Source organism: Nitratidesulfovibrio sp. 1201_IL3209 (genome assembly GCF_036763125.1).
GTDB lineage: Bacteria > Desulfobacterota > Desulfovibrionia > Desulfovibrionales > Desulfovibrionaceae > Cupidesulfovibrio.
Genome location: NZ_JBAIYT010000023.1, coordinates 54456 through 68013 on the forward strand (window position 1 = coordinate 54456; position 13558 = coordinate 68013).

Here is a 13558-nt window from a genome sequence, read left to right on the forward strand (position 1 = left end):
TGTGCAGGCATGGGGCCTGCAAGCCGGTGCCATTGGCGGGGGACTTCGGCTCCCGTTACGCCGGGCGGCGCGGTGGCAGTCGCGGCCGCCCGGCCCAACGTCCTGGTCACTCTCGCGCTCTTCGCTTGCGCGTTGCGCCTTCTGGCTGCCCACGCGCCCCTAGGGGCTGTTTCCAAATTAGAATTTTCGTTCGTTGGCAAGGAAAACGAGCCTGCCATGAGGGAACATACTCTTATCGTATTTGACTGAAATGGCAGGCGAAGTTTGACGCAGCCAACGGGCGAAGGGACAATTTAGAAACAGCCCCTAGTCGATGTCCTGGTCCGGCCGAAGGATAGGCGGGTTGCATTCCACGGTTTCCGGGTACTTCAGGCCCGTGCCGGTATTCAGCAGCACGACCTTGTCGGAACGGGCGATCCAGCCCTTGCGGCGCAACTCCAGCGCTGCGGCCAGGGTGGCGGCGCCTTCGGGGCAGATGAAGGCTCCCTCGCGTCTCGCGATCATCTTCTGGGCCTTGAGGAGATCGTCGTCGCTGACGGCGATGGCGCAGCCCCGGGTCTTGGCGATGGCGTCCAGGACCAGGAAATCTCCCAGGGCCTTGGGCACGGTGATGCCGAAGGCGCAAGTCCTGGCGTTTTCCCAGAAGGCCGACTCCTTTCCGCCCTCTTCGTATGCCTTGACGATGGGCGCGCACCCCGTGGCCTGCACGGCCACCAGGCGGGGCAGCTTTCCGTTGATCCAGCCCATGGCCTGGAGTTCGCGCAGACCCTTGTAGATGCCGATGAGACCCACGCCGCCGCCCGTGGGGTAGAGGATCACGTCCGGGACCTCCCAGCCGAACTGCTCGGCCAGTTCCAGTCCCATGGTTTTCTTGCCCTCGATCCGGTACGGCTCCTTGAGGGTGGAGGCGTCGAACCAGCCGTGTTTCTTGACCGCGCGGGCCACGATCTTGCCCGCATCGGAAATGAGTCCGTCGACCAGGAAGAGCGAGGCCCCGGTGACGGCGATTTCCTTGCGGTTCATCTCCGGAGCATCCTTGGGCATGACGATCACCGAACGGATGCCCGCCGGAGCGCAATAGGCGGACCAGGCGCCGCCTGCATTGCCGTTGGTGGGCATGGCCAGGGTTTCGATGCCCAGTTCCTTGGCGCGGGATACGCCCACGGTCGCGCCGCGCGCCTTGAAGGTGCCGGTAGGGATGACGCCCTCGTCCTTCATGTACAGTTCGGGCATGTCCACGTCCGCGCCCAGGCGCTCGAAGTGGATCAGCGGGGTCATGCCCTCGCCGAGGCTGACGATGTTGCGCCCATCGCGCACGGGCAGGAGTTCGCGGTAGCGCCAGAGCGTGGGGGGGCGCTTGGCCAGATCGTCTTTGGTCAAGGCCGCGGCGGCCTTGTCCAGGTCGTAGGTCACGAGCAGGGGAGCCCCGCACTCGCAGAGCTGGATTGCCTTTTCGCTGGCATAGGTGGCCCGGCACTTGGGGCAGAGCAGATTCTTTACGAACATCTTGTATTTCCTCAAGATTGCAGATGGGCGACAGCTTCGATCTCGACCTTGGCCCCTCGCGGCAGGGCGGCCACCGCCACGCAGGAACGGGCAGGGGCGTTGGCCGGGAAGTAGGTGGCGTAGACCTCGTTCACGGCCGGAAACTCGGCCATGTTCGTGATGAAGACCGTGGTCTTGACCACGTTCTCCAGGGATGCCCCGGCGGCCTCGAGTATGGCTGCCAGGTTCTCCAGGCTGCGGCGGGTCTGGGTTCCCACGTCCGTGCCGTCCACCTCCCCGGACTCCGGGCTGAGGGGAATCTGGCCCGAGGCAAAGATGAAGCCACCGGCCTTGATGGCTTGGGAATAGGGCCCGATGGCCGCGGGGGCCTGTTTGGCGGCGACGACTTCCTTCATGTGATGCTCCTTTTGTTCGGGGCGGCCTCAGTGCGAGCCGTTCTTGACTTGGCGTATGTAGTTGTAAACCGTGTAGATGGACACGTTTATGGCCTGGGCCACGTAACTGACCATGCCCTTGATGAGGAACGCGCCCTCTCCGTCCAGAATGCGGATGAGTTCGAGCTTTTCCTCCCGGTTCATGATCGAGGGGTGTTTGCCGGCCTGGCGGATGGCCGCTTCCATGACCGCGTCGTTCGTCTCGTTGATGTACGCCGCGAAGGTTTCGCCCACGCCCTTGTTCTCCTGGGTGTCCACGCGGGTGAGATCCTCGATGGCGCTCTGCGCGGCCTCGAATTCCGAGAGGTCGAAGTTGATGCAGAACGCGCCGATAACCCGGCCCGCACTGTCCCGGATGAAGCTGGTGGAGGACTTCAGGCGGTGGCCGCCACGCGAGGTGCTCGGGTAGTTCACCATGTCGCGCACCGCGTCGCCTTCCTTGCGCCACGCCTTGATGACCAGGTTGGTGATGGGAGCGCCAAGCTTGCGCCCCGTGATCGTGCCCTCGAGGTGGATGAGGGAGTGTTCCAGGTCCTGGAAATCGTGCAGGGCGATCTCGCAGTTGCGGCCGAAGGTGCGGACCACGGTGCGGGCGATCTGCTTCATGTTCTCGAAGATGACCGCGCGTTCGGATGGATCGCCGGGCGCTTTGGCGGCGGGTGGCTGGGGACGGTTTTTGGAGGTGGTCATGACATGCTCCTTGTGATCGCGTTCATGAGGAGCATGGCGTTGCTGCACCCTTCGTGTCAACAATTTTTTGTAAATCACAAATTTTTTGTAAACTGCGGGCGGCCCGCCCCCACGCCATTCAGCCCGCTGGCAAACAGGTCAGGCGGTCCGGGACGGCATGCCCCTGCCCGCGCGCATGCGGCGGGCAGGGGCGTCTGCTCATTCGTTTTCCGGCTGGCCGGTTACGCCTTGGCGAACCGGATGCTGTCCCCGTTGCCGAGATAGGCCTTGTCCTTGGTGCGGAACCGGGCGGTGCCCTCCACCACCGGGTAGCCCGCGTCGATGAACTTCTTGGCGGTGACGATGCCGGTGCAGTGGTTGCAGCCCACCTTTTCCAGGTTCCACTTGCGCAGTCCGATGACCAGGTCGTCGTACTTGGGGTCCCAGTCCTCGAAGGGCGAGATGTGCAGCCCGCCGTACAGGCCGTGGAACCGGTCGTGTTCGTAGGCCAGTTCGCGGTAGGCGGTGTCCGCGAACAGGATGATGCCCTGGTGGCAGCATCCGGTGATGCTGACCAGCCCCAGGTCCGCCACGTTGAAGTACAGCGACTGTTCGCCGAACACCCGGCAGATGATGGGCACGTCGAACATGTAGCTGGCCATGCCCGGCTCGATGGGGTGCAGCCCCTTCTTCACCTTGACCAGTTCGCCCTTGTGCCCGGCGTCCTTGATGTACTGCAACCCCTCGGCGTAGAACGAATCGGGGATGTATATCTTGATGCCCGGCGCGTACTTGAGGGTTACCGGCAGGCCCCAGAAGTGGTCGAAGTGCTCGTGCGAGACGATCAGCGCCTCGATTTCGCCGTTGGCGAGCATCCTGTCGATGCCCTCGCGCCGGAAGCATTCGTCCGTCCAGGCGAACGACCAGCCGGAGTCCAGCAGGTACTTGCGCACCTTGCCGTCCATGTCCTCCACTTCCACCAGGGCGGCGAACCCCCCGGCGTTCATGGGGTTGACGCTCTTGGCCCTGGTGATTTCCCACGCCTCCTCAAGCCGGTTGGGCAGCAGGTCGCGGATCTGGGCGATGCCCTTCTGGTACGACCCCTTGCCGAGCCCGGTGCCGTCGCCGAACGGCGGCCAGTTGTAGGTGTACTGGTCCACCAGCAGGCCCCCGGCGCTCTTGATGTCGGCCATCAGCTTGCCGTTGTCGAACCAGCTGGTTTCCGAAACGACCTTGGCCTTCACGCTGCGGCAGGTGCCGAAGGACTGCATCTTGCGCTGCACCTTGGGCAGGTCTTCGAACCGGCGGGACGAGTACGAATACGCGCCCATGGCCCCCAGGGTTCCCAGCCCCACGCCCAGTGCCGCGCCCTTTATGAAGTCTCGCCTGCTGAATGACGTCTTGTTGTCCGACATGGCGGCCTCCTTGGGCTACTTGGGGATGAGGGTGACGGATTCGGAAACCACGGGCACCATGCGCACGATGACGAAGTACAGCGCGACCCCCACGGCGGCGCCCACGGCAAGGCCGGGCAGCATCCTGGGGCTCCAGGTGTGCTCCGCCTCGCGCGTGGCGGCTTCCGCCGCCAGTTCGTCGGCGGTCTTCATGCGCATGGTCCAGCCGGGCCAGTTGTCCATGAACCAGTAGTTGATCAGCCAGATGTTGATCAGCCAGATGGTGGGGATCATGGGGAACTGCTGCGGGTGCGAGAAGCCCTTCTGCGTGCCCAGGAACAGGTGCGAGGTGCGGTAGTACACGGCGTACACCGCAAGGCCCGCCGCCACCACGATGGCGGTGCGCACCAGCATGTTTACCGGGGTGGAGAACTTGCGGGGCCAGTTGTCGCAGTACATGTACAGGAACAGCGCGGGCAGCAGGAAGAAGATGGCCGTCTCGCCCACGTGCAGCCAGCGCCAGTCGGGCGCGGCGTCGCGCTTGTGGCCCCGGATGGCTTCACCCCAGGCCAGTTCCTGCGCGAAGTAGAAGAAGAAGGTCAGGGCCAGCGAAATGGCGATGATGGCGAAGAAGATGGACAGCCGCCGCGCCCACGGGTTGCGGATGACCGAGAACGGGTAGCGTTCCCAGATGGTTTCCATCAGCCAGACCACCACGGTGCAGCACATGATCCACGCGATGTGGAAGTTGCCCGACACCGTGTTGGCGAAAGCCTCCCAGTAGGGCGGGGTGATGGAGGTGAACTCCTGCCACGGGTAGTACAGGATGCCCATGTGCGGGTGCATGGTCATCAGGTAGATGAGCGTGCTGAGAAAGAAGGTGACGATCCAGATGCTCATGCCCTTCACCGGCTGCTTCAGGTCCTGCCAGGGGGCTTCCTCCATGGCCACCACCCAGGCCGGGCTCAGCCACGAGGCGATGGCCGCGAACATCAGGCATGCCGTGGCCGCGTATTCCGCCGCGAAGAATTCGGTGATGCCCTTCAGCCTGGTGAGCTGGTCGGGGTTGAAGTAGGCCATGGCGTAGTTGCCCAGCAGCCCTTCGAAGAAGCCCTTGATCAGGGCCAGCATCAGGGCCACCGAAAGCAGCGTGAGAATGACGCCTTTCACCAGCGGGTGGGCCTTTTCCATCCACTCCCGGCGGAAGGGCCAGAAGTCGAAGATGTAGGCGACCCAGATCAGGATGATCAGCAGCCAGCGGGTGTACATGTAGCCCACGTAGGGGGTGTACAGCCGCATCACCCCGCGCGGGTCCTGGAAAATCCACCACGTGGCGTAGAAGATGACCAGCGTGAACAGCAGGTTGACGATGGCGGGCAGGGGCCCCTTCCACCGCTTTTCCAGCTTTCGCGCTTCAAGGAAACTGACGGATCCGTGAGACATGACGGTTCCTCCTCTGTTGGGGTGCGACCCTTGGAATCCCCAGCCGGTTATGCGCTGCGCGGGGGCGAGCCCGCGCGGTGGCGGTTCGGTTCAGCGGGGGTGCCCGGCGTCCGTTGCGTCGGGCGCGGCGGGGATGCCGGGGGCGGCCTCGCCGGTTTCTTCGGTGACGCCGGAGGCCCGGACGCCGGGCGGGGCCATGTCCAGCATGGCCCGGTGCAGGTGGTGCAGCAGGTCGCCGGGGTCGGCGTCGGCGGGCAGGCCCATCCGCTCGGCCTCCAGGCGCAGCAGTTCGGGGGTGAAGTCTCCGCCGGGGCCGCACAGGGGCGCGCCGCCGTGGAACGGCACGGGGGGCGCTGCGGCCGCCGGATGCCCGCCGCTTTCGGCGGTATCGGCGGGATCGGGGGTATCGGCGGCGACGCCCGCCGCGCCGCCCACAAGGTCCGCCCCCAGCGAGAACAATCCCCGCAGAAATCCGGCGCGTGTGGTGGTCATGCGTCCATCCCCCGCTGTTCCAGTTGCGCGCGGATATACGGAGTGCATTCGGTGCCCGCGTATTTTTCCATGCAGCGGCACATGCGCAGCAGGCGTTCCTCCATGCGCAGGCGGGCATCTTCCGGATCGTGCCGCTTCAGCGCTTGCAACACCTTGACCAGGTCGGCGAAGAACTGGTCGCGCTCGTAGTCTTCCATGGCGAACAGCAGGTCGATGGCCGAGGCTCCCGCCGGGCACAGCTGTTCCACGGTGGCCACCAGCGCGGGATTGCCCGTGGCCTCGGCCAGGGCGTGCATGAAGGCCACGGTCTGTTCCCGCGCAAGGCCGGGGTTGCCGCCAAGAATGGCGCGGCTGAGGGAGGTCATGGTTTCTTCGAGGCGGGAAAGGCCGGAGGGGGAAACGGTGACGGCGCACAGGGCCGCCAGGGGGGGCAGGATGATGTAGGCGGCTTCCAGCCGGGCCATGCCGGACTGGGGGCCCACGGCGTCGGTGTAACCGCCGCGCTCGCGGCGGGACCGCAGGTAGCATCCGCTGCCCCGGCGCACCTCGACCATGCCGCGCGCCTGCAACACGCGCAGTGCTCCGCGCACCGTGGGGCGGCTGGTGCCCAGCATGCCCGCCAGTTGGCGTTCGGGGGGCAGCCTGCCACCCACCTCCCATTCGCCGCAGCGGATCCTGCCCAGCAGATCCGTGAGAATGGCGGATTCCTTTTCCATGCACGCCTCCGTGGGGCGGCGCGCCGGGCGCCGCCTGCGGGTGTTGCCGGAAGGGGGGCGGGGTATCGTGCCGTCGGCTTGCGATGCCGCCCCATTGGTATGACCGATAGTGGCGTATGTGAGCGCTTGCAAGCTATACCGCCCCGGAAAATCACTCATCGTGCAATGTGCGGGTTTTCATGTGCTTTTTCGTGCGGGATTGGTAAGACCACTTGGGCCGCATTCGACAGGCGCGCGCCGGGAAGCCGCACGGAGCCCGCAGGCAATGCCGCCAACGCGAAGCGCCCGCCGGGCGTGGCCGACGGGCGCTGTACATGCGGGGGAGGGGAGGGAAGGGAACGAAAGGGAAACGCCTCAGGCTCCCTGGTGGCGCTGGCGGGTCCGCCATGCCTGAATGGCCTTGTCGAACGGATCGAACAGGATCGAGTATTCCGGCAGGCCCGTGGTGGGGAACGCCGCCGGACGCCGCGAGCACAGTATGAGCACCGCGCGCAGCACGCCGCGCCGGTAGAAGGGCTTGGCGAAGTACGAGCGGATGCCCCTGGGGATGAACAGCGCCCAGTCGATGGCCTTGATGCTGTCCAGGGTGTCGTCCACGATGAGCGAGTCCAGCTTGTAGCTCACGATGTCCTGCGCGATGGTGCCGTCGAAGGGGAACATTTCGCCCTGCGGCATGCCGGTGAACGGCTCCCCGGCCCAGTGCACGAAGACCTTGTTGCGGCGCTGGTGGATGTCCGAGAACAGCAGCCCGTCGCAGTCGTAGCTGGGCAGCCGGAAGGCGTGCAGGACCGCGAGGATCTCGGCGATGTCCGGCAGGGGCTTCAGCCGGGCGTGCAGTTCCTTTTCCAGCCGGGCGAATTCCCGGTCCGGGGGCGGCGCGGTGCGCTCCTCCGCGTCCTCGTCGCCGGAGGCCGAGCGCAGGTCGGTCAGCGAGACGCGCAGCAGCCTGCGCCCCTTCAGGGTCAGCAGGCGCACCGAGGTGCGGGCCGAAAAGGTGGCGTGGCTGCGCCGCACGTATTCCAGCTTGCCCTCCCACTTGCGGGCGAACACGATTTCCTCGAACAGGCGGTGCACCCGGTTGGTCATGCCGGGGTGGTGCAGCATGCCGAAATCCAGGTGGGTCATGCCGTTGCCGGGGTACATGAAGGCCGAGGCGGCGGCGGTGTTCAGGGAAAGCACCTGGCGGGTGTCGAAGTCCACGATCAGGGTGGGGTTTTCGGCAAGGTCGATGAGCATTTGCTGCTCGGCGTCCTTTTCGAGAATGGAGCGAATGCCCTCGGCCCGGTCGGAAACGTCCATCAGGTAGCCCATGTAGTAGCGCGGGTCGCGCGGGCTGGACCATCCGGCCACCTTGAGCCAGCACAGCTGTTCCTCTTCCTGCCCGGTCGCGCACACCCGCACGATGGTCTCGGCCGCGTCGCCCCGCTTCATGGCCTCCATGAAGGCCTCGATGAAGTGCAGGTCTTCGGGCAGCACCACCCTGCGGCGGAAGTCCGGGCTCTTCATGAACAGTCCGGACCTGTCCTCGAGCACGGGCAGCTTGCGCGCGTTCAGGAGTTCGATGCGCGACCTGGCGATTTCGATGCGCCACAGCAGCGCGGGAAAGGTGAGCAGGTAGTCGCTCATCTCGTCCCGCGAAATCTCGCGGGTGGCCACCACGTCCTGGGTTTCGATGCGGTCGATGTAGATCATCCGTCCTGCTCTCGCTGCTGCTGGCAACCCTTGGCGGGAATCCTGCCCTTCACGGAGACGACCCTACCTTACCGGCGAGGCGTCGAAAAGCATTCACTCACTCCGTTCGTGCGGGGGCGGGAAGGCCGCGAAGGCCGGGAAGGGGCGGGCAGGGGCGGGCCGGACAGGCGGCAACGTACCGAATGGTACCATTTCGTGCCCAAAGTGTACGCAGCGACCATCTTCGGCATGCCGGAGGGAGGCACGCCGAGGAGGGGCGGGCAGGATACGGACCGTCCTTTTGGCCGCCACGCGGCGCCATCGCTGGCGTGGCGGGGGCGGGCCATCCCGCCGACTAACCCGCCAACTGGCCGCGCCACTGCTGGCACATGCTTTGCTGTCATGCCTCCACAAGCATGAAGGAGGCGGCATGAGCGCAGCCAGCGTGTCATCCGCCGGGGCCACCCCGGCGGTCCATGAGATATGTGAGACCCGTGAGACCTGTGAGACCCGTCAGGTCATCATCAACGACACCACCCTGCGCGACGGCGAGCAGACGGCGGGCGTGGCCTTCACGCTCGACGAACGCCTGGCCGTGGCCCGTGCGCTGGACGCCGCGGGCGTGCCGGAGATGGAAGTGGGCATCCCGGCCATGGGCCAGCGCGAGGTGGACGAGATCCGCGCCATCGCGGCCCTGGGGCTTGCGGCGCGGCCCATCGTGTGGTGCCGGATGCACGAGGCGGATCTGGCCGCCGCGCGGGCAACGGGAATTTCCACGGTGAACCTGTCCATTCCCGTCTCCGACCAGCAGATCACCCGCAAGATCGGGCGCGACCGGGCCTGGGTGCTGCGGCGCATCGAGGCCATGACCGGCGCCGCGCTGGACATGGGCTTCGCCGTGTGCGTGGGCGGCGAGGACAGCAGCCGGGCCGACCCGGACTTCCTGGCTCTGGTGCTGGAGGTGGCGGAACGCTGCGGCGCGCGCCGCTTCCGCTTCGCGGACACCATGGGCGTGCTGGACCCCTTCGCCACCCATGCGCGGTTTCTGTCCATGCGGGCGCGCAGCGGCCTGGAGCTTGAAATCCATGCCCACGACGACCTGGGGCTGGCCACGGCCAATACCCTGGCCGCCGTGCGCGGCGGGGCCACCCACGCCAACACCACGGTCAACGGGCTGGGCGAGCGGGCGGGCAACGCCCCGCTGGAAGAGGTGGCCATGGCCCTGCACCTGCTGCACGGCATGCCCACCGGGGTGCGCCCCTCGCTGCTGCCGGGGGTGTCGGCGCTGGTGGCGGCCGCCTCGGGCCGCCCGGTGCCGCCGGACAAGCCCATCGTGGGCGAGAACGTGTTCACCCACGAGTCGGGCATCCACGTCAGCGGCCTGCTGCGCGACCCGGCCAACTACCAGCACATCGACCCGCGCGAACTGGGCCGCGACCACCGGCTGGTGCTGGGCAAGCACTCCGGTTCGGCGGCCGTGCGCTGGGCCTACGGACGGCTGGGCATCCGACTGGACGAGGAGGGCGCGCGGGCCGTGCTGCCCCTGCTGCGCGAGCATGCCGCGCGCACCAAGCGTCCGCCGGAACAGGCCGACCTGCTGCGCTTTCTGGATGCGGCGGGGTGCGGCGGAACGCCGGGAGGTGGCGGCGATGGCGTGCCCGGTGATCCGCGCGACCTGCGGCTGGACATGCGTTGCGCCAGCCCGTCCGCTCTCCCCCATGCCGCCTGCCCCCATGCCGTCTGTCCCCATGCCGCCTGTCCCCATGAATGACAGGCGGAATGACGGAGGTATCCCATGTGGCCATTCCTGTTTCCGGAGCCCCCGGCGGGCGCGCCGGGCGTCCCATCCCATTCCCGTGTCCTTCCACGTTCCGCGCCGGTGAGGGCCATGACCTGCGAAAAGAAACACAGCGACGAGGCGCGCACCTGCGGCGGCGGGGTGTGCCGGGGGGGCATCGTGCCCCTGCTGCACGAGATCGGGCGCATGCTCTCCGGGCCGGAGGACTTCTGCGCCGCGCTGGACCGCATCCTGGGCTACATGCACGCCGAAATGGGCGTGCGGCGCGGCATGATCAGCCTGCACCACCGCGAGTCGGGGCGCATCTTCGTGCATCGCAGCATCGGCCTGACGCCGGAGGAACAGGAACGCGGCGTGTACCACTTGGGCGAGGGCATCACCGGCCGGGTGGTGGAGACGGCGCGGCCCATCATCGTGCGGCGCATCGGCGACGAGCCCGCCTTCCTCAACCGCACCCGCAGCCTTTCCGGCGGCCCGGACCTGGAACTGTCGTTCATGTGCGTGCCCATCCTGCGCGGCAGCAAGGTGCTGGGCACCATCAGCGCCGAACGCCTCTACGAGGACCGGCGCTTTCTGGACCGCCACGTGGACGTGCTGATGGTGATGTCCCACATGCTGGCCCACGCGGTGGAACTGTACCTGGTGGAGAAGGTGGACCTGGCCCGCTGGGAACGGCGCACCCGCCTGCTGGTGGACCGGCTGAAGGAGCGCTTCCACCCCGCCAGCATCATCGGGGCGTCCGCGCCCATGCGCGAGGTGTACGCCCTGATGCGCAAGGTGTCCCAGACCCGCACCACCGTGCTGCTGCTGGGCGAAAGCGGCGTGGGCAAGGAGATGATCACCAACGCCCTGCACTACGACGGCTCCAACCCGGAAGGCCCGCTGGTGAAGTTCAACTGCGCGGCGTTGCCGGAAAACCTTGTCGAAAGTGAACTGTTCGGCCACGAGAAGGGCGCGTTCACCGGCGCGGTGCAGACCCGCAAGGGCCGCTTCGAGGAGGCCGACGGCGGCACCATCTTCCTGGACGAGGTGGGCGAACTTTCCCCGGCCATGCAGGCCAAGCTGCTGCGGGTGTTGCAGGAACGGCGCTTCGAGCGGGTGGGCGGCAACCAGAGCATACCCGTGAACATCCGCATCATCGCCGCCACCAACCGCAACCTTCAGGAGATGGTGGCCCAGGGCGCCTTCCGCGAGGATTTGTACTACCGGCTCAACGTGTTTCCCATCATGGTGCCGCCGCTGCGCGAGCGCGGCAGCGACATCGTGACCCTGGCCGAGCACTTCATGGCCCGCTACGCCCGCGAGACGGAAAAGAACGTGTCCAGCATCGCCACGCCCGCCCTGAACATGCTGGTGCAGCACGACTGGCCGGGCAACGTGCGCGAACTGGAAAACGTCGTCCACCGCGCGGTGATCCTGACCGAGGACGACACCATCCACGCCCACGACCTGCCGCTGTCGCTGCAATCGGCCATGGCGCCGGACGCGGGAACGCCGGGCGGGCTGGAGGCGCGCCTGGCCTGCGTGGAGTACGAGATGCTGGTGGAAGCCCTGCGCGCCCACCGGGGCAACACCACCGAGGCGGCGCGGGCGCTGGGCCTGACCCGGCGCATCATGGGCCTGCGCATGAAGCGTTTCAACCTGACCTACCGGCAGTTTCGCAGGGGGGAGGGGGCGCCTGCCAGCTAGTCGCTCATGTCGGGCCATCCCCATGGTTTCCACATACCCGCAGCCTTTCCCCTCTGTTTACTCCAACCGCCCAGCGCACCGTGAGAAAGGAGCCGCCATGAACGCCACCGAACCTGCCGCCACCCCGCGCGACGCCTCGAAGCATCCCTGCTTCAACAAGGCCGCGTCCGGCACCTGCGGCCGTGTGCACCTGCCGGTGGCCCCCGGCTGCAACATCCAGTGCAACTACTGCGACCGGCAGTACGACTGCGCCAACGAATCGCGCCCCGGCGTGACCAGCGCGGTGCTGAAGCCCCGCCAGGCCCTGGAATACATGCACCGGGTGCTGGAGGCGGAACCGCGCATCACCGTGGTGGGCATCGCCGGGCCGGGCGACCCCATGGCCAACCCGGAAGCCACGCTGGAAACCATGCGCCTGCTGCGCGAAGCCTACCCGCACCTGCTGTTCTGCCTGTCGTCCAACGGCCTTGCCATGCCCGCCCACCTGGACGACCTGGCGGCCTTCGGCGTCACCCACGCCACGGTCACCTGCAACGCGGCGGACCCGGTTGTCGGGGCTTCCATCTATGCGTGGGTGCGCGACGGCCGGACCACGTATCGCGGCCAGGACGCGACGGAACTGCTGCTGCACCGTCAGAAGCAGTCCATCGCCGGGCTGAAGGCGCGTGGCATCGCCGTGAAGGTGAACACCATCGTCATTCCCGGCATCAACGACACCCACGTGACCGCCGTGGCCGAAATGGCCCGCGCCCTGGGCGCCGACCTGCACAACCTGATGCCCCTGCACCCCAATCCCGGCACACCGTTCGCCGACGTGACCGAACCGTCGCCCGCGCTCATGGAAAACCTGCGTCTGGCCGGGGCGGCCCTGCTGCCCCAGATGACCCACTGTCGCCGCTGCCGGGCCGATGCCGTGGGTCTGTTGCGCGAGGACCGTTCCAGCGAACTGGCCCCGGTGCTGGCCACCTGCGGGGGGCTGACCCCGGCCGGGCCGGGCAGGGTGGGCGAGCCTGCGCGGCGCAAACGGTGCGGCGGCGGTGACGGCAGCGGCGGGGGATGTGGTGGAGGCGGCGGGTGCGGTGGCGGCGGCATGCTGCGGCGCACCACCGGCGCGGCGCACCCGGAACCGCTCCGCGCAACCGCCCTTGAGGGCGCTGCCCGGCCCTACGTGGCCGTGGCCTCGCGCGGGGGGTTGCGGGTGAACCTGCACCTCGGCAAGGCCGAAACGCTGCATATCTGGGAACCGCTGGAAGGCGGCGGCTTCCGGATTGTGGAGGAACGCGTCCTGCCCGCGCCGGACAGCCCCGGCCGCTGGGAACACCTGGCGCGCGGCCTGCACGACTGCCGCACCCTGCTGGTGGCCGCCCTGGGCGACGTGCCGCGCACGGTGCTGACCTCGCACGGGGTCAACGCCGTGGCCTGCTCCGGCATGGTGCTGGACATGCTGCGCGCCGTGTACGGCGAGGACGGGGCCAGCCTGGACGACATGCCCGTGGCCCCGACGGGGTGCCAATGCGGCACGGATGCGGGGTGCCAGCCCGTGTCGCGCTGATCCCGGCCAGCCGTTTTGCCCGATATCGAAGGCCGCCCCCGGAAGATTCCGGGGGTGGCCTTTTGCATTATGGCTTTAGCCAGTTGAGGGAGCGAAGCGACCGAAACAGAGAACCACCCGCTATGCGGGTGGAGTCAATCGGTTATACCAAAAAACACCTTTCCGGTTACGCTACAGGTGTTCAAGCCAGTCGC

At 67.2% G+C, this 13558-nt stretch carries 11 protein-coding genes; 3 read left to right on the forward strand and 8 right to left on the reverse strand.

The window, feature by feature from the left end; all coding sequences use genetic code 11:
* Nucleotides 1-306: 306 nt before the first annotated feature.
* From V6B97_RS11575 to V6B97_RS11610, 8 genes are all read right to left on the reverse strand, one after another.
* Entirely contained in the window at nucleotides 307-1506 is a 1200-nt protein-coding gene (locus V6B97_RS11575; protein ID WP_333506666.1) for a threonine synthase, read from the reverse strand.
* Between the two features lie 11 nt (nucleotides 1507-1517).
* The gene (locus V6B97_RS11580; RefSeq protein WP_333506667.1) at nucleotides 1518-1901 is read right to left on the reverse strand and encodes a RidA family protein; all 384 of its coding nucleotides are present in this window, start codon (nucleotides 1899-1901) and stop codon (nucleotides 1518-1520) included.
* Nucleotides 1902-1928: 27 nt separating this feature from the next.
* Entirely contained in the window at nucleotides 1929-2630 is a 702-nt protein-coding gene (locus V6B97_RS11585) for a helix-turn-helix transcriptional regulator (RefSeq protein WP_333506668.1), read from the reverse strand.
* A gap of 221 nt (nucleotides 2631-2851) precedes the next feature.
* Nucleotides 2852-4024, reverse strand: a complete 1173-nt coding sequence (locus V6B97_RS11590; RefSeq protein WP_333506670.1) for a twin-arginine translocation signal domain-containing protein — start codon at nucleotides 4022-4024, stop codon at nucleotides 2852-2854.
* Between the two features lie 15 nt (nucleotides 4025-4039).
* Nucleotides 4040-5446, reverse strand: a complete 1407-nt coding sequence (locus V6B97_RS11595) for a hypothetical protein (RefSeq protein ID WP_333506671.1) — start codon at nucleotides 5444-5446, stop codon at nucleotides 4040-4042.
* Nucleotides 5447-5536: 90 nt separating this feature from the next.
* Nucleotides 5537-5938, reverse strand: coding sequence for a hypothetical protein (locus V6B97_RS11600; RefSeq protein WP_333506672.1), 402 nt, complete (start codon nucleotides 5936-5938; stop codon nucleotides 5537-5539).
* Nucleotides 5935-6654, reverse strand: coding sequence for a FadR/GntR family transcriptional regulator (locus tag V6B97_RS11605; RefSeq protein ID WP_333506673.1), 720 nt, complete (start codon nucleotides 6652-6654; stop codon nucleotides 5935-5937). The genes V6B97_RS11600 and V6B97_RS11605 overlap by 4 nt, the downstream gene beginning before the upstream one ends.
* 354 nt (nucleotides 6655-7008) lie before the next feature.
* Complete coding sequence (locus tag V6B97_RS11610) at nucleotides 7009-8346, reverse strand: hypothetical protein (protein ID WP_333506674.1); 1338 nt, start codon at nucleotides 8344-8346, stop codon at nucleotides 7009-7011.
* A 409-nt stretch (nucleotides 8347-8755) separates the two neighbouring features.
* Here V6B97_RS11610 and nifV point away from each other — a divergent pair, with 409 nt between their 5' ends.
* The 3 genes from nifV to V6B97_RS11625 all read left to right on the forward strand — a co-directional run bounded on the left by nifV (nucleotide 8756) and on the right by V6B97_RS11625 (nucleotide 13364).
* Complete coding sequence (gene nifV, locus V6B97_RS11615) at nucleotides 8756-10096, forward strand: homocitrate synthase (RefSeq protein WP_333506675.1); 1341 nt, start codon at nucleotides 8756-8758, stop codon at nucleotides 10094-10096.
* A 117-nt stretch (nucleotides 10097-10213) separates the two neighbouring features.
* On the forward strand, nucleotides 10214-11812 hold the full coding sequence (locus V6B97_RS11620; RefSeq protein WP_333506676.1) for a sigma-54-dependent Fis family transcriptional regulator: 1599 nt from the start codon (nucleotides 10214-10216) through the stop codon (nucleotides 11810-11812).
* Nucleotides 11813-11909: 97 nt separating this feature from the next.
* Nucleotides 11910-13364, forward strand: coding sequence for a radical SAM protein (locus tag V6B97_RS11625; protein ID WP_333506677.1), 1455 nt, complete (start codon nucleotides 11910-11912; stop codon nucleotides 13362-13364).
* Nucleotides 13365-13558 lie beyond the last annotated feature (194 nt).